19 protein-coding genes are annotated in these 21,158 nt (G+C 67.7%); 11 read left to right on the top strand and 8 right to left on the bottom strand.

Features of this window, described 5'->3' with window-relative positions:
• The first annotated feature begins 7 nt into the window (after nt 1–7).
• The 3 genes from ACSFCA_RS26270 to ACSFCA_RS26280 all read left to right on the top strand — a co-directional run bounded on the left by ACSFCA_RS26270 (nt 8) and on the right by ACSFCA_RS26280 (nt 3,625).
• Nucleotides 8–1,519 carry a tripartite tricarboxylate transporter permease gene (locus tag ACSFCA_RS26270; protein WP_093053647.1) on the top strand — a complete coding sequence of 504 codons (1,512 nt, stop codon included), beginning with the start codon at nt 8–10 and terminating at the stop codon, nt 1,517–1,519.
• Nucleotides 1,520–2,065: 546 nt separating this feature from the next.
• Nucleotides 2,066–3,304, top strand: coding sequence for an ammonium transporter (locus ACSFCA_RS26275; RefSeq protein ID WP_093053644.1), 1,239 nt, complete (start codon nt 2,066–2,068; stop codon nt 3,302–3,304).
• Nucleotides 3,305–3,322: 18 nt separating this feature from the next.
• The gene (locus ACSFCA_RS26280) at nt 3,323–3,625 is read left to right on the top strand and encodes a hypothetical protein (RefSeq protein WP_258351729.1); all 303 of its coding nucleotides are present in this window, start codon (nt 3,323–3,325) and stop codon (nt 3,623–3,625) included.
• A 35-nt stretch (nt 3,626–3,660) separates the two neighbouring features.
• On the opposite strand, the gene ACSFCA_RS26285 is transcribed toward ACSFCA_RS26280, so the two are convergent.
• From ACSFCA_RS26285 to ACSFCA_RS26310, 6 genes are all read right to left on the bottom strand, one after another.
• Entirely contained in the window at nt 3,661–5,334 is a 1,674-nt protein-coding gene (locus ACSFCA_RS26285; RefSeq protein ID WP_435461613.1) for a thiamine pyrophosphate-binding protein, read from the bottom strand.
• Between the two features lie 25 nt (nt 5,335–5,359).
• Entirely contained in the window at nt 5,360–6,589 is a 1,230-nt protein-coding gene (locus ACSFCA_RS26290) for a pyridoxal phosphate-dependent aminotransferase (RefSeq protein ID WP_435461612.1), read from the bottom strand.
• A complete protein-coding gene (locus tag ACSFCA_RS26295; protein ID WP_435461611.1) occupies nt 6,586–7,485 on the bottom strand; it encodes an amino acid ABC transporter substrate-binding protein in 900 nt (299 codons plus the stop codon). Before ACSFCA_RS26295 ends, ACSFCA_RS26290 begins: the two co-directional genes overlap by 4 nt.
• Nucleotides 7,486–7,588: 103 nt before the next feature.
• Nucleotides 7,589–9,127 carry an L-piperidine-6-carboxylate dehydrogenase gene (gene amaB / locus ACSFCA_RS26300; protein WP_435461610.1) on the bottom strand — a complete coding sequence of 513 codons (1,539 nt, stop codon included), beginning with the start codon at nt 9,125–9,127 and terminating at the stop codon, nt 7,589–7,591.
• Nucleotides 9,128–9,254: 127 nt separating this feature from the next.
• Entirely contained in the window at nt 9,255–9,674 is a 420-nt protein-coding gene (locus tag ACSFCA_RS26305) for an MAPEG family protein (RefSeq protein ID WP_258351734.1), read from the bottom strand.
• A 14-nt stretch (nt 9,675–9,688) separates the two neighbouring features.
• Nucleotides 9,689–10,555, bottom strand: coding sequence for an IclR family transcriptional regulator (locus ACSFCA_RS26310; RefSeq protein ID WP_435461609.1), 867 nt, complete (start codon nt 10,553–10,555; stop codon nt 9,689–9,691).
• A gap of 217 nt (nt 10,556–10,772) precedes the next feature.
• Between ACSFCA_RS26310 and ACSFCA_RS26315 the strand changes: the two genes are divergently transcribed.
• From ACSFCA_RS26315 to ACSFCA_RS26345, 7 genes are all read left to right on the top strand, one after another.
• Complete coding sequence (locus ACSFCA_RS26315; RefSeq protein ID WP_258351736.1) at nt 10,773–11,846, top strand: ABC transporter ATP-binding protein; 1,074 nt, start codon at nt 10,773–10,775, stop codon at nt 11,844–11,846.
• Nucleotides 11,843–12,706 (top strand): ABC transporter permease, encoded by an 864-nt coding sequence (locus ACSFCA_RS26320; RefSeq protein ID WP_435461608.1) that lies wholly within the window; start codon nt 11,843–11,845, stop codon nt 12,704–12,706. Before ACSFCA_RS26315 ends, ACSFCA_RS26320 begins: the two co-directional genes overlap by 4 nt.
• Before the next feature lie 4 nt (nt 12,707–12,710).
• Complete coding sequence (locus ACSFCA_RS26325) at nt 12,711–13,505, top strand: ABC transporter permease (RefSeq protein WP_435461607.1); 795 nt, start codon at nt 12,711–12,713, stop codon at nt 13,503–13,505.
• The gene (locus tag ACSFCA_RS26330) at nt 13,506–13,811 is read left to right on the top strand and encodes a (2Fe-2S)-binding protein (protein WP_435461606.1); all 306 of its coding nucleotides are present in this window, start codon (nt 13,506–13,508) and stop codon (nt 13,809–13,811) included.
• Nucleotides 13,808–15,211 carry an FAD/NAD(P)-dependent oxidoreductase gene (locus tag ACSFCA_RS26335; protein WP_435461605.1) on the top strand — a complete coding sequence of 468 codons (1,404 nt, stop codon included), beginning with the start codon at nt 13,808–13,810 and terminating at the stop codon, nt 15,209–15,211. Before ACSFCA_RS26330 ends, ACSFCA_RS26335 begins: the two co-directional genes overlap by 4 nt.
• A 61-nt stretch (nt 15,212–15,272) precedes the next feature.
• Nucleotides 15,273–16,415 carry an NAD(P)/FAD-dependent oxidoreductase gene (locus ACSFCA_RS26340; protein WP_435461604.1) on the top strand — a complete coding sequence of 381 codons (1,143 nt, stop codon included), beginning with the start codon at nt 15,273–15,275 and terminating at the stop codon, nt 16,413–16,415.
• Nucleotides 16,416–16,442: 27 nt separating this feature from the next.
• The gene (locus ACSFCA_RS26345; protein WP_435461603.1) at nt 16,443–17,492 is read left to right on the top strand and encodes an ABC transporter substrate-binding protein; all 1,050 of its coding nucleotides are present in this window, start codon (nt 16,443–16,445) and stop codon (nt 17,490–17,492) included.
• A gap of 112 nt (nt 17,493–17,604) precedes the next feature.
• Here ACSFCA_RS26345 and tet read toward each other — a convergent pair whose 3' ends face one another.
• A complete protein-coding gene (gene tet / locus ACSFCA_RS26350; protein ID WP_435461602.1) occupies nt 17,605–18,825 on the bottom strand; it encodes a Tet(A)/Tet(B)/Tet(C) family tetracycline efflux MFS transporter in 1,221 nt (406 codons plus the stop codon).
• A gap of 56 nt (nt 18,826–18,881) precedes the next feature.
• On the opposite strand from tet, the gene tetR reads away from it, so the two are divergent.
• Entirely contained in the window at nt 18,882–19,571 is a 690-nt protein-coding gene (gene tetR, locus ACSFCA_RS26355) for a tetracycline resistance transcriptional repressor TetR (RefSeq protein ID WP_435461601.1), read from the top strand.
• Here the strand turns inward: tetR and ACSFCA_RS26360 are convergent.
• Nucleotides 19,513–21,150, bottom strand: coding sequence for a GMC family oxidoreductase (locus tag ACSFCA_RS26360; protein WP_435461600.1), 1,638 nt, complete (start codon nt 21,148–21,150; stop codon nt 19,513–19,515). The two genes, tetR and ACSFCA_RS26360, sit on opposite strands and share 59 nt — an antisense overlap.
• Nucleotides 21,151–21,158 lie beyond the last annotated feature (8 nt).

A 21,158-nucleotide genomic window follows, 5' to 3' on the forward strand; every position in this document is an offset into this window, starting at 1 on the left:
GCACACCATGGACCTGATCCACAACCTTTCCATCGGTTTCGGCGTTGCCTTCACCTTCACCAACCTGCTGTATTGCCTGCTGGGCTGCATCCTGGGCACGCTGATCGGCGTGCTCCCGGGCATCGGCCCGGTCGCGACCATCGCGATGCTGCTGCCCGCCACGTACGCGCTGCCGCCCGTGTCGGCGCTGATCATGCTGGCCGGCATCTACTACGGCGCGCAGTACGGCGGCTCGACCACGGCCATTCTGGTGAACCTGCCCGGGGAGTCGTCCTCGGTGGTCACCTGTATCGACGGCTACCAGATGGCAAGGCAGGGCCGCGCGGGCCCGGCGCTCGCCGCGGCCGGCCTGGGCTCGTTCTTCGCGGGTTGCGTGGGCACGCTGATCCTGGCCGCCTTCGCGCCGCCGCTGACAGAGCTGGCTTTCAAGTTCGGCCCGGCCGAGTACTTCTCGCTGATGACGCTGGGCCTGATCGGCGCGGTGGTGCTGGCTTCGGGTTCGCTGCTGAAGGCGGTGGCGATGATCGTGCTGGGCCTGCTACTGGGCATCGTGGGCACTGATGTGAACTCGGGTGTCGCGCGCTACAGCTTCGACATTCCGGAACTCACCGACGGCATTGGCTTCGTGGTGATCGCCATGGGCGTGTTCGGCTACGGCGAAATCATCGGCAACCTCTCGCAGCCCGACGACGAGCGCGAAGTGTTCACGCACAAGGTCAAGGGCCTGTGGCCCACCAAGGATGACTTCAAGCGCATGCTGCCCGCGGTGCTGCGCGGCACAGCGCTGGGCTCGGCATTGGGCATCCTGCCCGGCGGCGGCGCGCTGCTGGCCTCGTTCGCCTCGTATGCGCTGGAGAAGAAGATCCGCATGCGCCCGGGCGAAGTGCCCTTCGGCAAGGGCAACATCCGCGGCGTGGCATCGCCCGAGTCGGCCAACAACGCCGGTGCGCAAACTTCCTTCATCCCGCTGCTGACGCTGGGCATTCCGCCCAACGCGGTGATGGCGCTGATGGTGGGCGCGATGACGATCCACAACATCCAGCCCGGCCCGCAGGTCATGACCAGCAACCCCGAGCTGTTCTGGGGCCTGATCGCCTCGATGTGGATCGGCAACGCGATGCTGATCATCCTGAACCTGCCGCTGATCGGCATGTGGATCAAGCTGCTGACGGTGCCCTACAAGTTCCTGTTCCCTGCCATCGTGCTGTTCTGCGCAATCGGCGTGTACTCGACCAACAACAACACCTTCGACGTGTGGATGGTGGCGGCCTTCGGCTTCATCGGCTACCTGTTCATCAAGCTGCGGACGGAGCCTGCGCCATTGCTGCTGGGCTTCATCCTGGGGCCGATGATGGAAGAGAACCTGCGGCGTGCGCTGCTGCTGTCGCGCGGTGCGTGGAGCGTGTTCGTCACCCGGCCGCTGTCGGCGGGGCTGCTGGTGGCGGCGGCTCTGCTGCTGGGCATCGTGCTCTTGCCCGCAATCAAGGCCAAGCGCGAGGAAGCCTTCGTCGAGGAGTGAGCGCTCCGGTCCTCACAAGAAGCCCCCACTCCGGGGGCTTTTTTCATTTGGGGCCTTTGTTCGGGGTGCGTGCCCCAAATGGACGCGCTCTTGTTGGTGCCCAGCAGGGTCGCCGACGGTGCCCGGAAACACGGCGAACAACGAGGCGCCCGTTACCACCAGCATTTTCATAAGGGGAGGATTGCCCCACCCGTGGCGCTATCAAAAAGGGAGCTGAAGATGCAGGTGTGTCAAGTCATGCAGGCATAAAAAAGGCGCCGACCAGCGGCGCCTTTCAAAGTCAAACACGGCATCTCGTACGGAGCCTTTGAAGCATTTTTATTGTTGCTTGGGGATTGTCTCCTCGGACCCTCGGCAGCACGAGCAGGGCCCGTTCGCGAGTGGGCAGACTTTAGGGTGCGCACCGCCTCAGTGCATTGGGAATTACCCGCTTTGCCTTACCGAGAAAGCCCGATTTGCGAACCAAAGTGTTTCTGATAGTTAACGATGTGGCACGACTTGTGCAGGCAGCACCAAGGTCCATCACTTCAAGAAGAAGAAACGGTCATGGCCCTGGCTCCGCACGCCTCCATCAACGCGGCAGACACCGCATGGATGATGACTTCGACCGCGCTGGTGCTGCTGATGACGCTGCCCGGCATCGCACTCTTCTATGCGGGCATGGTGCGCCGCAAGAACGTGCTGGCCACCATGGCGGGGGTGGTGGCGATTGCCGCGGCGGTCTCGCTGACCTGGTTCGCGGTGGGCTATTCGCTGGCCTTTACCGAGGGCTGGCCGTGGCTGGGCGGCACCGGGCGCTTCTGGTTCTCGGGCTTCGAGTATCTGAAGGAGGCCGGGCAGGTGGCGGTAAGCCACGTCGCGCCGAACGTGCCCGAGTCGGTCTACGCGATGTTCCAGCTGACCTTCGCGATCATCACCACCGCACTGGTGCTGGGCGCTTTTGTCGAGCGCATGCGCTTCTCGGCGATCCTGTGGTTCGCGCTGCTCTGGAGCGTGCTGGTGTATGCACCTGTCGCGCACTGGGTGTGGGAGCCGGGCGGCTGGCTCGCGCAGATGGGCGCGCTCGACTTTGCCGGTGGCTCGGTGGTGCACGTCAACGCGGGCATCGCGGGGCTGGTGTGCGCCTATGCGCTCGGGCCGCGCAAGGGCTACGGGCGCGAGGCCTTCGAGCCCTACAGCCTGGCGATGACGATGACGGGCGCGGGCCTGCTGTGGGTGGGCTGGTTCGGCTTCAATGCGGGCTCGGCGGTGGCGGCCGACGGGCGCGCGGGCCTGGCGATGCTGGTGACGCACATCGCGGCGGCGGCCGGCGCCATGAGCTGGATGCTGGGCGAATGGATCGTGCGGCGCAGGCCTTCGCTGCTGGGCCTGTGCTCGGGCCTGGTGGCCGGGCTGGTGGCCATCACGCCAGCGGCCGGCTTCGTCACGCCGCTGTCCGCGCTGGCCATCGGCGCCATCGCGGGGCTGGCCTGCTACTGGGGCGCCACCGGGCTCAAGCACCTGCTTGGCGCGGACGACTCGCTCGACGTGTTCGGCGTGCACGGCATCGGTGGCATCGTGGGCGCGCTGCTGACGGGCGTGTTCGCCGATGCGCGCATCTCGGGCGCCACGGGCGACGTGCTGACGCAGGCGATCGCCGTCGGCAGCGTGGCTATCTACAGCGCAACGGGGACGGCGGTGGTGCTGTTTCTGGTGCACATCATGGTCGGGTTGCGCGTCGATGCCGACAGCGAGGTGCTGGGCCTCGATCTTGCACAGCACAGAGAACATCTCGGGAGTAGTTGACCCACCGACGGAGGAACCATGCCATCCATGTCCGAAAGCGAACGCATCGCCCTTGCTGCCCGCCTTCACGTGGCGCTGCGGCGAAAGCATGGGCGCGTGACCGACACCGAGTGGATGGCGACCAACGCCGAGTACGCCGCCGAGATCGTGCGCATGACGCGCGCGCACGCTGCTGATACCAAGGACGAGGAGCTTTACCAACTGGCGATGCGGCTGGAGCAGGCGATGGAGCCGCTGGCGCGCGCTGCGCGGTTGGCGGCGCGGCAGCCTGATGGGACGCCGCCTACGCCGCCGCCTCGCTATGTGGGTGGATTGCGCTAGGTCTTTTCGGGGTGCGTGCGAATGACACCGGGTGCTCAGCTTGCAGCCAGCGCTGCCTTGCGAATCGACTGCAGCGTGCTTCCCGGGGTGATCGCTTCCGGATCGAGCAGGCAATGCAGGATGGCCGGCTTGCCGCTGGCACGCGCACGAGCCAGTGCGGGGCCGAATTCTTCGGTGCTGGTCACACGTTCGCCGTGGCCGCCGAACACTTCGGCATAGCCGCGGAAGTCTGGGTTCTTCAACTGCGTGGCGCTGATGCGGCCGGGGTAGTGCTTTTCCTGGTGCATGCGGATCGTGCCGTACATGGCGTTGTCGAGCAGCACCACGATGATCGGCAGGCCGTACTGCACGGCCGTCGCGAACTCCTGGCCGTGCATCATGAAATCGCCGTCGCCCGCAAACACGACCACTTCGCGCTGCGGCCACAGCCGCTTGGCGCCGACGCCGGCCGGCAGGCCGTAGCCCATCGAGCCACTGGTGGGCGCGAGCTGGCTGGCATAGGAGCGAAACGGCCAGAACCGGTGCACCCAGGTGGCGAAGTTGCCTGCGCCGTTGCAGAAGATGGTGTCGGCCGGCAACACCTCGCGCAGGTGCTGCATGACCTCGCCCATCTGCAGCGGGCCTGGAATGTGGATGGGAGCCGGGTCGCTCCAGCGCAGGAAGTCTTCGCCGGCGGTCTTCGTTTCTGCCTGCCATGCCGGCGTCTGCACGGGGCGCAGCGTGGACACGGCCTCGGCAAAAGCCTGCGGCGTGGCGTGGATGCCCTGGGCCGGGCGATAGAGCTTGCCGAGCTCGTCGGCGTCGGCATGCACATGCACCAGCGCCTGCTTCGGCTGCGGAATGGCCAGCAGCTCGTAGCCCTGCGACGGCACTTCCGACAAACGCCCGCCGACCAGCAGCACGAGGTCGGCGTTGCGGATGCGCTCCAGCATGCGCGGGTTGGCGCCCAGGCCCAGGTCACCTGCGTAGCAGGGGTGCTCGGCCGACATCAGCATCTGGCGGCGGAACGAGCAGTACACGGGCAGCGAGAACGCGGCCGCGAAATCTGCGAACTGCTGCGTGGCCTTCTCCGACCAGCGGCTGCCGCCCAGGATGACCACCGGGCGCTGCGCCTGCGACAGTCGCTGCTGCAGCTCTGCGAGTTGCGCCGCACCGGGATGGGTTTCCGTCACCGCGTAGGGCTGCGCGTCGGCCACTGTCGCGGCCTCGGTCAGCATGTCTTCGGGCAGCGCGATAACCACAGGACCGGGCCGGCCCGAGGTTGCGACATGGAAGGCGCGCGATACCAGCTCGGGCACGCGCGCCGGATCGTCGATCTGCACCACCCACTTGGCCATGGTGCCGAACACCGCGCCGTAGTCCAGCTCCTGGAAGGCTTCGCGGCCCAGTGCATCGCGCGCGACCTGGCCGACGAACAACAGCAGCGGTGTCGAATCCTGGTGCGCGATGTGCACGCCGGCCGCCGCGTTGGTAGCGCCCGGGCCGCGCGTGACGAAGCACACGCCCGGCTTGCCGGTGAGCTTGCCCTGTGCCTCGGCCATCATCGTCGCGCCGCCTTCCTGGCGGCACACGGTCACGTCGATGGATGCGTCATGCAACGCGTCGAGCACGGCAAGAAAGCTTTCGCCGGGCACGCAGAACAGTTGCTTGACGCCGTGGGTGATGAGCTGGTCGACCAGGATCTGGCCGCCGGTGCGAGGTGAGGTCATGCGGTTTCCAATGAAATGAAGGAGGTCATTCGAGCGCGGCGCAGGCAGCGATGATGCGCGCGCACGCCTCTTCCAGCTGCGCCATCGACGTCGCATACGAAATGCGGAAGTACGGCGCCAGCCCGAACACGCTGCCCGGCACCACCGCCACCTCGAAGTCCTGCAGCAGGTAGCGGCAGAAGTCGCTGTCGGTCTGCAACAGCGCGCCGCCTCGGGTGCGCTTGCCGAGCACGCCGGCGCAGCTCGCGAAGGTATAGAACGCGCCTTCCAGCACGCGGCAGTGCAGCCCCGGCGCGCGGTTCAGCGCGGCGACCACGAAGTCACGCCGCGCCTGGAAGTCGGCGCAGCGCTCGGCCACGATGTCCTGCGGTCCGGTCAGCGCCTCGATGGCAGCGGCCTGGCTGATGGACGAGGGGCAGGAGGTCGTCTGGCTCTGCACCACGGCCATGGCCGCGATCAGCGCGCGCGGCCCGGCGCCGTAGCCCACGCGCCAGCCAGTCATTGCGTAGGCCTTCGACACGCCGTTGATGGTCAGCGTGCGTTCGCGCAGGCGCGGCTCCACGGCCACCGGCGTCGCAAACGCCAGCCCGTCGTAGAGGATGTGTTCGTAGATGTCGTCCGCCAGCACCCAGACTTGCGGATGCCGCAGCAGCACCTCGCACAGCGGCTTCAGCTGCGCTGCGCTGTAGGCTGCGCCGCTCGGGTTCGACGGCGAGTTGATGAACAGCCAGCGCGTGCGCGGTGTGATCGCTTCTTCGAGCTGCGCGGCATCGAGCCGGAAACCGTTCTCCCCGGTGCATGCCACCGGCACAGGCACGCCGCCGCAGATCTGCACGATGTCGGCGTACGAGGTCCAGTACGGCGCGGGCAGGATCACCTCGTCGCCGGGGTTCAGGCTGGCCATCAGCGCGTTGAAGATCACCTGCTTGGCGCCTGCGCTCACGCTGATTTCGTCAAGAGCAAAGTCGAGCGCGTTGTCGCGCTTGAACTTGAGTTGCACCGCCGCCTTCATCGCCGGGCTGCCGTCGAGCACCGTGTAACGTGTGTCGCCGCGCCCTATGGCGCGCACTGCGGCCTCGCGCACGTTCTGCGGCGTGTCGAAGTCAGGCTCGCCCGCGCCCAGCACGATCACCGGACGGCCCGCGCGCTTGAGGGCGTTGGCGTGGTCGGTGATGCGCAGGATCTCCGAGACACCGATGGCGCGCACGCGCTGCGCCGGCTGAAAAGCGAGAGGGGCAACGGTATCTGCTGTCACTTGGCGTAGGCCTCCAGTGGCTTGTCGTTGGGTTCGAGCATCAGCTGCTTCAGCGCCGGGCTCATCGGCAGGTTCAGGCTCGTGTTCTTCGGCGGAATGGCCGCCACGAACCACTTGGTGTAGATCTTCTCGAGGTCGCCGCTCTTCATCATGCGACGCAGCGAATCGTCCACCGCGGTCTTGAAGGCCGGGTCGTCCTTGCGGAACAGCAGCGCGATCGGCTCCGAGCCCAGCGCGTCGCCCACGATGCGGTAGCCCGCGGGGTTCTTCGAGTTCGCGATGATCCCGGCGAGCAGGTTGTCGTCGAGCACGAAGGCATCGGCGCGGCCCGACTCCATCAGCAGGAAGCTTTCGAGGTGGTCCTTGCCGAGCATGGTGTTGTACGAGACGTTCTGCGCGCGCTCGCGCTTGCGCAGCAGCTGCACCGCAGTGGTGCCGGTCGATGCCGACACGTTGCGGCCCGCGAGCTGGTCGAGCGTGGTGATGCCCGAGTCGACCTTGGTGGCCATGCGCACTTCGCTCACGTAGGTGGTGAGCGCGAAGGCCACCTGCTGCTGGCGCGCAGTGTTGTTGGTGGTGGGGCCGCAGCCGATGTCGAGCGTGCCGTTCTGCACCAGCGGGATGGTGTTCTGCGCAGTCACGGCCATGTATTCGAGCCTGGCCGTGGGCGCGATGTCTTTCAGCACGCGCTCGCACAGCTCGACGTGGTAGCCCACGTACTTGTCGCCCGCGCCGAGCATGTAGGCCATCGGCGGCGAGGCTTCGCGCACGCCGAGCACGACCTTGCCGCTGGTCTTGATCTTGTCGAGGGTGCCGGTGGCGGGGGTCTGCGCGATGGCACCGAATGCGAATGCAAGCAGCGTGGCGGCCGCGATTCTCTTGAAGGGAATGCTCATGTTCTCTGTCTCCTGGTTATGGTTTTTTGGTGAACGCATGCGGCCGCCCGCCTGCCGCCGCAGCCAAACGCTGCGCGGCAAGCTCGAACGAACCGGGGGGCGATCAGTCGCCGATGTCGAAGGTCACGCCTTGCGCGAGCGGCAAGGCAGTGGAGTAGTTGATGGTGTTGGTGGCACGGCGCATGTACGCCTTCCAGCTGTCGGAGCCGGCTTCGCGCCCGCCGCCCGTTTCCTTCTCGCCGCCGAAGGCACCGCCGATCTCCGCGCCGCTCGGACCGATGTTGACGTTGGCGATGCCGCAGTCCGAACCCGCGCTCGACATGAAGCGCTCGGCCTCGCGCATGTTCAGCGTGAAGATCGACGACGACAGGCCCGCGCCCACTGCGTTGTGCAGCTCGATGGCTTCGTCGAGCGTGCTGTAGCGCACCACGTACAGGATGGGCGCGAAGGTCTCGCGCAGCACCGGGCCTTCATGCGACTTCAGCTCGACCAGCGCGGGGCGCACGTAGTAGGCGTCCTTCGTGCCGATGCCTTCGACGCGCTGGCCGCCGTGCACCTTGGCGCCGATCTCGCGGCACTCACCGAGCGCCTTCTGCATGCCATCGAAGGCCGCGCGGTCGATCAGCGGACCGACCAGCGTGCCGGTCTCGCGCGGGTCGCCTACCTGCACGTTGCCGTAGACCTTGGCGAGCTTGGGCACCAGCTGGTCGTACACGCTCTCGTGCACGAACAGGCGACGCAGCGTGGTGCAGCGCTGGCCGGCCGTGCCCATGGCCGCGAAGGCGATGCCGCGCAGGGCGAGGTCGAGGTCGGCCGAGGGCGTGACGATGGCAGCGTTGTTGCCGCCGAGTTCGAGAATGGCGCGGGCAAAGCGTGCGGCCAGCTTCGGCCCCACTTGCCGGCCCATGGCGGTCGAGCCGGTGGCCGAGAGAATCGGCACACGGTGGTCGTCGACCAGCACCTCGCCGACGTCGCGCTGGCCCAGCAGCAGGCCGAGCAGGCCTTCGGGCGCATCGCCGAAGCGTTCGATGGCGCGCTGCGCGATGGCGTGCACGGCCAGCGCGGTCAGCGGCGTTTTTTCAGACGGCTTCCACACCACCGAGTCGCCGCACACCAGCGCCAGCGCCGCGTTCCACGACCACACGGCCACGGGAAAGTTGAAGGCCGAGATCACGCCGCACACGCCCAGCGGGTGCCAGGTTTCCATCATGCGGTGCTCGGCGCGCTCGGTGGCCAGCGTGAGGCCGTAGAGCTGGCGCGAGAGGCCGACCGCGAAGTCGCAGATGTCGATCATTTCCTGCACCTCGCCCGCGCCTTCGGACGGGACCTTGCCCGCCTCCAGCGTGACGAGCAGGCCCAGGTCGCGCTTGGCGGCGCGCAGCTCTTCGCCCAGCAGGCGCACCAGCTCGCCGCGGCGCGGCGCCGGCACGTTGCGCCAAGCCTTGAAGGCCTCGTGCGCGCGGCCGATGGCAGCGGTGGCCTCGGCCGGCGAAGTCTGCGGCACCTGCGCGATCACCTCGCCGCTGACGGGCGAACGCACCGTCAGCTCGCCGCCGGTGTGGGCCTCGGGGGGCACGCCCAGGCGCTGCAGCAGCTGTTCGACTTCGGTGGCGACGGAGGGGGAGGTGTTGGCTTCGGACATGGACGCGCTCCGGGAAGGAGGAGAAAGGAGGACCCGGTCAATATCTGCGAATCCCGCGCGCTTGCCTAGTGAAAATATGGAAGGACCTGATGCGTTTCAGGAATGAACTCGCACGGTTCATGTGCGGCTAGCGCACCAACCGGGTGGCCGCGAGAACCCACAACACCACCAGCACGCTGTTGCTCGCGGCGAACAGCACCAGCCGGTGGATCACGTGGTTGTAGGTCAGGTGCACCACGCTGTGCAACGCGCGCAGGCCGACGTACACCCAGGCCAGCCAGATGGCCCCGGGCGTGGGCAGCACCGCCACGTAAAACAGCAGGCACACCACATAGAACAGCACCGGCAGCTCCAGCAGGTTCATGTAGTTGCGGTTCGGGATGCGCACGGCGTCGGGCACCGCCGCCGATTCGCCCAGCTTGAAATCGATGCCCCGGACCTCGCGGCGCCGCACCGCGCGGATGCGCACGATGGGGATGAGCAGCAGCACCAGGCCGGTGAGGCCGGCGAGGGCGAATACGGGGTAGAGGATCGAGGGGTTGTTCATAGGAGGTTCCTTGCTCAGCCTGGCCCAGGCGCCTCGGGCAACGAAATCTTCTGGCTCGCCGGTGACCCCGCCAAGCTCTGCGCCGGCCTCCTCAACGTCGCATCGAACGGATTGATCCTCGGCCCGATGGCCGCCGCCTCGCGCTTGAGCAGTTCGACCACCGTCGGCATGCGGTCCGCATTGAGCCGGTCGGCAATCGTGCCCACGCTCAGTGCCGCCACCGCGCGCCCTTCGCGGTCGAGAATCGGCACGGCCACGCCGGCCATGCCTTCGAGCAGGCCGGTGTTGCGCCCCGCGTAGCCCTGCTGCCGCACACGCTCGATCTCGGTGCGCAGGTACACCTCGTCGTACACGCCGTACTCGCGCACGCGCGACAGGTTGAAGCGGATCACCTCTTCGCGCTCGGCCTCGGGCAGGAAGGCCAGGATCGCCAGCGCGCCCTGCCCTACACCCAGCGCGATGCGCCCGCCGATGTCGCCGGTGAACGAGCGAATGGGGAACGGCCCTTCGCTACGGTCGAGGCACACCGCGTCGAAGCCGCTGCGCGCCAATAGAAAGATGCTGTCGCCCAGGCTCGCGCACAGGCGCAGCAGCACCGGCCGGCAGATAGAACGCAGGTCGCCCGGGTTGCCAGCGCTCGCGGCGAGCGCGAAGAAATCGATGCTCAGCCGGTAGAGCTTGCTGCGCTCGTCCTGCTCGACCATGCCTTCGGCCATGAGCGATTGCAGCAAACGGTGCGTGGTGGCCTGGGTGAGGCCCACGGATCGTGCGATCTGGGTCACGCGGCCGCCTTCGGCCTGCACCGCGCCGAGCGCGCGGATCACCGAAAAGACGCGCGGCACGCCGCCGCTGGCCGCCGGCGACGCCGAAGAGGTCTCCATACCTTGCTCCTGTGGAATCCGATGTATCAATCGCAGCCATCATATTCCATTGATCGGAATAAATTGAAGAAAGATTCTGATTAATGGAATACCCGAGGCGATCTGGCGCAATCGTTGCAATAGAGTGAATTAAGAGCAGCAAGCTGTCCATGGCCCGCACCAAGGTGAAACAAGGTGCCTGAAGCCATCTTTTCGCCCCCGAAGAAAGGCCCGTTCCATGTCATTCCTCCGGCTTACCGACGTGACCAAGTTCTATGGCGCCACCCGCGCGGTGTCGGCCATGAGCCTCACTGTGGAAAAGGGCGAGTTCGTCTCGCTGCTCGGCCCCTCGGGCTGCGGCAAGACCACCACGCTGCAGATGATTGCGGGCTTCGAGGCCGTGAGCAGCGGCCGCATCGAGCTCGCGGGCAAGGACATCACGCATGCCAAGGCCAACACGCGCGGGCTGGGCATCGTGTTCCAGACCTACGCCCTGTTCCCCCACATGACGGTGGCCGACAACGTGAGCTTCGGCCTCGAGATGCGCAAGATGCCCAAGGCCGAGCGCATCGAGCGCGTGAAGCAGGCGCTGGCGCTGGTGCACCTCGAAGCGCATGCCGGGCGCTATCCGCGCGAGCTTTCGGGCGGCCAGCGGCAGCGCGTGGCGCTGGCGCGCGCGCTGGTGATCGAGCCGCCGGTGCTGCTGCTCGACGAGCCGCTGTCCAACCTCGACGCCAAGCTGCGCGAGGAAATGCAGTTCGAGCTGCGCCAGATCCAGCGCAAGGTCGGCACCACCACGGTGATGGTCACGCACGACCAGAGCGAGGCCATGTCGATCAGCGACCGCGTGGTGGTGATGGAAGGCGGCTGCGCCACGCAGATCGACCACCCGCAGCGCGTGTACGAACACCCGAGCACGCGCTTCATTTCCACATTCGTGGGCAAGGCCAACCTGCTGGACTGCCGCGTTTCGAACAGTGGCGCCACGCGCACCTGCGTCGAGGTCGGCGCGCTCTCGCTCGACGTGGACGACACGGGCTTCAGCGTCGATGCCGCCGCGCTGCTGAGCGTGCGGCCCGAGAAACTGCAGCTCGTGCCGCCTGGTCGTGGCCGCCTCGACGGCGAGGTGCAGGAGCGCTTCTTCCTCGGCAGCCAGTGGCTCTACCGCGTGGCCACTTCCGTGGGAGACCTCACTGTGCTGAGCCCCAACGACGGGCGCGAAGCGCTCGAAGAAGGCAGCCGCACAGGCCTCGACTGGCCGGCGCACTGCATGCGGCTGCTGCCTGCGGAAGAAAAGGCCGTTGCAGCATGAGCAGCGCATTGAAGAGCAAGGCCACCCCGTGGTGGCTCTCCGGCCCCGCGCTGCTGCTGTTCACCGCGCTGCTGCTGGTGCCGCTCGCGCTCACGGCGGTGCTGTCGTTCAACGTGTACGACCCGGCCACCGGCCCGAAGTCCGGCGAGTTCACGCTCGCGCACTACGCGCTGGTGTTCTCCGACTCGTACTACCTCGGCATCTTCTGGCGCACCTTCTGGGTCTCGGCCCTGGTCACGCTGATCTGCGTGCTGGTCGGTGCGCCCGAGGCCTATGTGCTGAGCCGCATGCGCAACCCGTGGCGCTCGGTGCTGCTGCTGGTGGTGCTGGCGCCGCTGCTGGTGTCGGTGGTGGTGCGCGCCTTCGGCTGGAGCATGCTGCTGGGCCCCGAGGGCGCTGTGAACGGCTTGCTGGGTCTGCTCGGCATCGGCCCGGTGAAGATCCTCTACACCAGCACGGCCGTGGTCATTGCGCTGGTGCACGTGATGCTGCCCTTCATGGTGATACCGGTGTGGACATCGCTGCAGAAGCTCGACCCGGGTGTCGAGAACGCAGCGCTCTCGCTCAACGCCACGCCCTTCATCACGTTGCGGCGCATCGTGCTGCCGCAGGTGATGCCGGGCATTCTCTCGGGCAGCCTGATCGTGTTCGGCCTGGCCGCGAGCTCGTTCGCGATTCCGGGGCTGCTTGGCGGACGCCGCCTCAAGATGGTCGCGACCATCGTCTATGACGAATACCTCAGCGAGCTCAACTGGCCGCTCGGCGCAGCCGTGGCGCTGGTTCTGCTGGTGGCCAATCTCGTCGTGACGCTCAGCTACAACCGCCTGGTAGAAGGCCGCTACAAGAAAGCGCTGGGCTGAAGCGATGAACAAGAACGGCCCCATCGCCCTCGCGTTCAACGCGCTCGTCATCGTCTTCATGCTGGCGCCGCTGGTGGTGGTGTGCATCGTGGCGTTCACGCCCGAGAACACGCTGACCATTCCGACCACGCACTTCTCGCTGCGGTGGTTCAAGGCGGTGTTCGCGCATCCCGACTTCATGCAGTCGTTCTGGAACAGCCTGTGGCTCGCGCTGAGCTCGGCCACCATCGCCACGCTGCTCGCGGTGCCGGCCGGCATGGCGATCACGCGCTATGAATTTCCGGGGCGCAACTTTCTCAACGGCCTGTTCCTATCGCCGCTGATCGTGCCGCACCTGGTGCTGGGCGTGGCGCTGCTGAGGCTGTTCGCGCTGGTCGGCGGCACGGGCAGCTTCGGCTGGCTGGTGATGGCGCATGCACTCATCGTCACGCCCTACACGCTGCGGCTGGTGGTGGCGGCGCTGGTGGGCTTCGACCGCAGCGCCGAGCAGGCCGCGCTGTCGCTGGGCGCGAGCCAGGCCACGGTGTTCCGTCGCATCACGCTGCCGATGATCCTGCCGGGCGTGACGGGCGGCTGGATGCTGTCGTTCATCAACAGCTTCGACGAAGTGACGATGTCGATCTTCGTCACCGCGCCGAGCACGGTGACGCTGCCGGTGCGCATGTACATGTACGCGACCGAGTCGATCGATCCGCTGATGGCGGCTGTGTCGGCGCTGATGGTGGCGGTGACGGCCGTCGCGATGATCGTTCTCGACCGCGTGTACGGACTGGACCGCGTGCTGGTGGGACGCAGGTAAATGACCATGACTCAACATGCACTTCTGCACCGCGTGGCCGAAATCAACGGCCGCGACGCCGTGCCCTTCACCCTCGACGGCGCACCCGCGAGCGCACTGGCCGGCGACACCGTGCTCACGGCCGTGCTCACGCAATGCGCCCAGCTGCGCCGCAACGAATTCAGCAACCTGCCGCGCGCGGGCTTCTGCATGATGGGCGCCTGCCAGGACTGCTGGATCTCCACCGGCGAAGGCGAACGGCTGCGCGCCTGCTCGACCTTCATCGCGCCCGGCATGGCGCTGGTCACGGGAAGGAACGGCGCATGACGACGGCAAGCGAAATCCGCCCCGTGATCGTCGGCGCTGGCCCGGCCGGCGTGCGCGCGGCGCAGACGCTGGTGGCGCATGACCTGCGGCCCGTGCTGATCGACGAAGCCTCGCGCGCCGGCGGGCAGATCTACCGCCGCCCGCCCACCGTGTTGGCACAGCGCACTGCGCGAACACTCTACGGCTTCGAGTCGAAGCGCGCCGACGCCGTGCACGCGGCCTTCGACGCACTGCAGGGCCGCATCGACCATCACCCCGACAGCCTCGTGTGGAACGCACAGGACCACAAGCTCGACGTGATGCACAACCCCACGTGCAGCACCCGCCGCGTGCCCTACAGCCATCTCATCGTGGCGACCGGCGCCACCGACCGCGTGCTGCCGGTGCCGGGCTGGACGCTGCCCGGTGTCTACACGCTCGGCGGCGCGCAGGTCGCGCTCAAGTTCCAGGGCTGCGCCATCGGGCAGCGCGTGGTGTTCATGGGCACCGGGCCGCTGCTGTACCTGGTGGCGTATCAGTACGCGAAGGCTGGCGTAGAGGTGGCCGCGGTGCTCGACACCGCGCGCCTGGCCGACCAGATCGCCGCCACGCCCGCGATGCTGACGCAGCCTGCGGTGTTCGCCAAGGGCGTGTACTACGTGGGCTGGCTGCGCGCGCACGGCGTGGCGCTGCACAGCGGCGTGCGGCCGCTGCGCGTGCTCGGCGACGAGGCGCAGGGCCGCGTCACCGGCGTGGCATGGCAAGACGGCAATGAAGAACGCACGCTGGTCTGCGACGCCGTCGGCTTCGGCTACGCGCTGCGCTCCGAAACGCAGCTCGCCGACCTGCTCGGCTGCCGATTCGACTACGCGCCGATGCACCGCGCGCACCTGCCGGTGCGCGATGCGGCGGGGCGCTCCAGCGTCGAAGGTGTGTACCTCGCGGGCGATGGCGCCGGCATCATGGGCGCTGACGCGGCCGAGTGGGCCGGCGAACGCGCTGCACTGGCGCTGCTGGCGGACAACGGCGTGACCGTCGACACAACACGCGCCGCCGAACTCGAACGCAAGCTCGACAAGCTCACCAAATTCCGCCAGGGCCTCGAACGCGCCTTCCCCGTGCCGCAGGACTGGGCCGCGCACGTGAGCGACGACCTCGTGATCTGCCGCTGCGAGAACATCACGGCCGGCACGCTGCGCCAGACCGTCGCCACCGCCGGCGCCGACGAGATGAACCGCCTGAAGGCGCTGTCGCGCGTCGGCATGGGCCGCTGCCAGGGCCGCATGTGCGGCGTGGCGGCGGCGGAGATCCTCGCGCACGCCACGGGCCAGCCGCTGCAGCAGGTCGGCAGGCTGCGCGGGCAGGCGCCGATCAAGCCGATTCCGATCATGCTCGTGCCCGCCGAGGGAGCCGGCGCATGAGCGCCGCGCCGGGCCGCCCCAAGCAAGCTCGCACCGCAGTGCGAAGCACGAAGGTACTCCAATGAGCACCATCAAAAAGCTGCAGACCGACGTCGCCATCATCGGCGGCGGCATCGTCGGCTCTTCTGCCGCGCTGGCCTTGCGCCGCATGGGTCTGGGCGTGGTGCTGCTGGAGCGCGATCTTTGCGGCTCGCGCTCCAGCGGCGTGAACTTCGGCGGCGTGCGCCGGCAGGGCCGGTCATTGAGCCAGCTGCCGCTGACGCAGCGCGCGCACCGCATCTGGGGCCAGCTGCCCGAACTGCTGGGCACCGACGGCGAATACATCCGCTCGGGCCATTTCAAGATCGCGCGCAGCGAATCGGACATGGCTTCGCTCGAACGCTACCGCGCGCTGAGCAGCGACTTCGACCTGGGCCTCGAGCTGATCTCCGGTGCGCGCCTGCGCGAGCAATGCCCCTGGCTCGGCACGCGCGCCGTGGGCGGCTCGCTGTGCGCAGAAGACGGGCAGGCCAATCCGCGCCTGGTGTCGCCGGCCTTCGCGCTCGCGGCGCAGCGCGCGGGCGCGCAGATCTTCGAGCGCCACAAGGTCGACGAAGTCGCACATGACGGCGCCATGTTCATGGTGCGCAGCGGCAATGCGCTCGAAGTGCAGGCCCCCGTGCTGCTCAACTGCGCGGGCGCCTGGGCCGGCGCCATCGCCAGCCAGTTCGACGAGACGCCGCCGCTGCGCGCGCGCAGCCCCGTGATGGCGGTGACCGAGCCGGTGCCGCACTTCATGCAATGGAGCCTTGGCGTGGAAGGCGGCGGCATCTACTGCCGGCAGGTGGCGCGTGGCAATCTCGTGCTCGGCGGCGGCACGGGCATCACGCTCGATGCCGAACGCGCGCGCGCCGAGCGCGACGCCATCGCCACGCTCGCAATGCAGGCCGTGGAGCTGTTGCCCGTGCTGCGCCATGCGCACATCATCCGCACCTGGGGCGGCACCGAAGGCTACCTGCCCGACCGCGAACCGGTGCTCGGGCCCAGCCGCACCACGCCCGGCCTGTTCCACGGCTTCGGCTTCTCGGGCGCGGGCTTCCAGATCGGCCCGGCCGCCGGCGAAGTGCTGGCCGAGCTGGCGCGCGACGGGCGCACCGAGACGCCCATCGACGCCTTCGCCATCGAGCGCTTCGACGAACAACCCCTTACCGTTTCCCCCACCTGAACCTGAACTTGATTGGAGAGCATCGCCATGTACCGCATCGCCAAGTCCCCCCGGTTTCTCCTCCTTGTCGCGCTGCTCGCGGCGGCCGGCAGCGCCAGCGCGCAGACCAAGACCATCTATATCGGCATGAACGGCGGCACCATGGAGAAGGCGTACACGCAGTACGTCTTCCCGGCCTTCGAGAAGGCCTACGGTGCCAAGGTGGTGGTGGTGCCCGGCACCTCGTCCGACATCCTCGCGAAGGCGCAAGCCAACAAGGACAAGCCGCAGATGCACGTGATGTTCCTGGACGACGGCGTGATGGTGCGCGCCATCGGCATGGGCCTGTGCCAGAAGCAGAAGCCCAGCCAGTCGCTCAGCGAGATCTACCCGGCCGCGCGCTTCAAGGACGACATGGCCAGCGGCGTGAGCCTGGGCATGACGGGCCTTGCCTACAACGCCAAGATGTTCAAGGAAAAGGGCTGGGCCCCGCCCACCTCGTGGATGGACCTGGCCGACCCCAAGTACAAGGGCAAGGTGGTGTTCCAGTCGATGTCGTCCTCGTCCTTCGGGCTGCACGGCTTCCTGATGTTCAACCGCATCCAGGGCGGCAACGACAAGAACGTGGAGCCGGGCTTCAAGGCGTGGCCCACCACGATCGGGCCGAACGTGCTGGAGTACATCCCGAGTTCGGCCAAGCTTTCGGAGATGGTTCAGACCGGCGAGGCGGCGATCTTTCCGCTGACGCCCACGATCGTGGGTGCGCTCAAGGAAAAGGGCATTCCGGTCGAATATGCGCCGCCCAAGGAAGGCGCGGTGGTGCTGGTCACGGCCCAGTGCGTGATCGCCAACAACAGCGAGCCCGAGCTGTCGCAAAAGCTCGCCGAGTTCCTGCTCAGCCCGGTGGCCCAGGCCAACGTGCTGCAGTACGGCGCGCAGATCCCGACCAACCCCAAGGCCCCGGTCGTGGGTGAAAGCGCGACGCAGGTGGCGAACATCAACAAGTGGATGAAGGCCGCTGTCACCATCGACTGGGAGAGCATCAACGCCAATCGCCCCGCGTGGAACGCCCGCTGGAACAAGACGATCGAAAAATAGGGCTCGCCCCCAGGCTGCGCGCACTTCGTGTCGCTGCGCCAACCCCCTACCGGGGGCAACACCTGAGGCCCGGCAAAGCCGGTTCCTCGGTGTTTCTGGTGTTGGACGGGAGCTATTGCCGGGCTGTCCTGCGCAGCAGCACCGGCAGGCACAGCAGGTAGAGCGACGCCCCCGCCAGCCACACGATGCCCGGAAAGCGCGTGTGGAACGCGAAGTAGAGCGGGCTGATCAGCAGCGGGCCGAACACCGCCGCCAGGCTGGTAATGCTCGCGAGCACGCCCTGCAGGCGCCCCTGCTGCGCCTCGCCCACGCGCGCCGAGAGCGTCGCCTGCAGCGCGGGTGCGCAGACGCCGCCCATGCACAGCAGCGGCAGCAGCGCGATCACCATCCAGCCCTGCGTGGCGAAGGCGATCAGCGCATAGCCCGTGCCGTCGGCGATGGTGCCGACGGCGATGGCCGCGCGTTCGCCCCAGCGCTCGACCAGCGGACCCGCCACGAAGCCCTGCACCAGCGCATGGAGCAGGCCGAAGACCGCGAGCGAGAGGCCGACCATGGTGCCGTTCCAGGCGTAGCGGTCCTGGCCGTAGAGCACCCAGGTCGTGCCGGCGACTTCGCCCACCAGCACGAGCAGCAGGAACACGCCGAGCAAGGGCAGCAGCGCCGGAAAGCTCGTGGCCCAGCGCAGCGGCGCGAGCGGATGCAGCACGCCGCGGTCGAAGGGCTGCGACGCGAGTGCCGGCGGGCGCGACTCGCGCAACACCAGCAGACCCACGAGAAAGGTCACGCCATTGAGCATCGCGGCCGCGATGAACGGCAGCCGCACGCCGTGGTCGCCGAGCACGCCGCCGATTGCCGGCCCGGCGATGAAGCCCAGGCCGAAGCAGGCGCCCATGCGGCCGAACCAGCGCGCGCGCTGGTGCTCGGGCGTGAGGTCGGCGATGGCGGCGGAGGCCACGGCGGTGCTCGCGCCCGTCACGCCCGCGATCGCGCGGCCCACGAACAGCATCCACAGCGAAGGCGCGAAGGCCATGAAGAGCGCGTCGACAGCCGCGCCCAGCACCGAAGCCAGCAGCACCGGCCGGCGGCCGAAGCGGTCGCTCAACGCGCCGAGCACGGGCGCGCAGAGGAACTGCATCAGCGCATAGAGCGAGAGAAAGGCGCCGAAGTGCCAGCCGAGGTCGCCGGTGTGGCCGACCTCGCGCAGCAGGCTCGGCACGATCGGCATGACCAGGCTGATGCCGATGGCGTCGAGCGTGACGATCGCGAGGATCACGAACTGCGCGTGGCGGCCGTTCGTCGCGAAAGAAGTTGATGAACTGTTGGAATTTATCATTGATAAGTAATTATCAGCGATAAATTCCAGGCTGTGAAGTACCCACCCGAATCGACATGAAACTGGACCGCGAAGTGATCCTCGAGGCAGCGCTCGCGCTGCTCGACGAGGTCGGCATGGACAAACTCAGCACCCGGCTGCTGGCCGAGCGGCTCGGCGTGCAGCAACCCGCGCTGTACTGGCATTTCAAGAACAAGCGGGCGCTGCTCGACGCGATGAACAGCGAGATCCTGCACCGCGCCCACGAGCGCAAGCTGCCGCTGCCCAGCGAGACCTGGGACGCGTTCCTGCGCGAGAACGCGCACAGCTTCCGCCGCGCGCTGCTGGCGCGGCGAGACGGCGCGCGGCTGCATGCCGGCTCCGAGCCCGATCCGGGCGACCTCGACATGGTCGAGGCTCAACTCGCGGCCGTGGTCAACCTGGGCGTGCCGGCGACGCAGGCGATGACGCTGTTGATCGCGCTGGGCCGCTACACCGTAGGCTGCGTGCTGGAGGAACAGGCGACGCCGCCCGACGCGGAGATGCGCCAGCAGGTGCTCGATGCCGCCGCGGCCTCGCGTCCGCTGCTGGCCGAGGCATTCGCCCACTACCGCCGGGCCGGGCCCGACGCGCTGTTCGAGATCGGCGTCGACCTGATGCTCGAAGGCGCGAAGGCGCGCCTCGCGGACAAGGGCCAGGCCGCCGAGGCTAGCCCCCGGCCCCGCCGAGAATCCAGCCGGCGGCCTTCTCCGCCATCATCAACGTAGGGCTGTTGGTGTTGCCGCTGGTAATGGTCGGCATCGCGCCCGCATCCACCACGCGCAGGCCCTGGATCCCGCGCACCCGCAGCTGCGAATCGAGCACGGCCATCGGGTCGCCCTCTGCTCCCATCTTCGTGGTGCCCACCGGATGGAAGATGGTGGTGGCGATGTCGCCAGCCAGCCGCGCGAGGTCTTCGTCGGTCTGGTACTGCACGCCGGGCTTCCACTCCTGCGGCTTGTACTTGGCAAGCGCGGGCTGCTCGGCGATGCGGCGCGTGACGCGCAGCGAATCGGCCGCCACCTTGCGGTCTTCGTCGGTGCTCAGGTAGTTGGGCGCGATGGCCGGGGCGTCTTCGAAGCGCTTGCTCTTGATGCGCACCGAGCCCCGGCTGGTCGGATTGAGATTGCACACGCTCGCGGTGAAAGCCGGAAAGCTGTGCAGCGGATCGCCGAAGGCATCGAGCGACAGCGGCTGCACGTGGTACTGCAGATTGGGCCATTCGCGATCGGGCGAGCTGCGCGTGAAGGCACCGAGCTGCGACGGCGCCATGCTCATCGGGCCGCTGCGCTTGAGCAGATATTCGAGGCCAATCTTGGCCTTGCCGACCATCGACGAGGCCATCACGTTGAGCGTGGGCGCGCCTTCGATCTTGTAGACCGCGCGAATCTGCAGATGGTCTTGCAGGTTGGCGCCGACGCCTGGCGCGTCGAGCACCACATCGATGCCGTGCTGGCGCAGCAGGTCGGCCGGGCCGATGCCCGAGAGCTGCAGGATCTGCGGCGAGCCGATGGCACCCGCGCTCAGGATCACTTCGCGCGAAGCGTGCGCGGTGGTCATCTCGCTGCCGTTCCAAACCTCGGCGCCGGTGCAGCGGCGCGTACCGTCGGGCAGCGTCTCGAACAGCAGGCGCGACACCTGCGCGCCGGTCCAGAGCTCGAAGTTGGGCCTGCCATAGCAGGTCGGCCGCAGGAAGGCCTTGGCGGTGTTCCAGCGCCAGCCGTTCTTCTGGTTGACCTGGAAGTAGCCCACGCCTTCGTTGTTGCCGCGGTTGAAGTCGGCGGTGTGCGGCACGCCGGCCTGTGAGGCGGCTTCGGCAAAGGCGTCGAGGATGTCCCAGCGCAGGCGCTGCTTCTCGATGCGCCACTCGCCGCCGGCGCCATGCATCTCGTCGGCGCCCAGGTAGAAGTCTTCGTGCTTCTTGAAGGCCGGCAGCACGCTCTGCCAGCGCCAGTCTTCGTCGCCGGTGAGGTCGGCCCAGTGCTCGTAATCACGCGACTGGCCGCGCATGTAGATCATGCCGTTGATGCTCGACGAGCCCCCGAGCGTCTTGCCGCGCGGGTAGCGCAGCACGCGGCCGTTGAGGCCAGCGTCGGGCTCGGTGCTGTAGAGCCAGTCGGTGCGCGGATTGCCGATGCAGTAGAGGTAGCCAACCGGGATGTGGATCCAGTGGTAGTCGTCCTTGCGGCCTGCCTCGATGAGCAGCACGCGCTTGCTCTTGTCGGCACTGAGCCGGTTCGCCATGAGCGCGCCGGCGGTGCCCGCGCCGATGATGATGTAGTCGAAGGTGTTGTCGTTGTCTCTCATCTTTTTTC

Origin of the sequence: Variovorax multivorans (genome assembly GCF_051216835.1) — a bacterium.
Lineage (GTDB): Bacteria > Pseudomonadota > Gammaproteobacteria > Burkholderiales > Burkholderiaceae_C > Variovorax.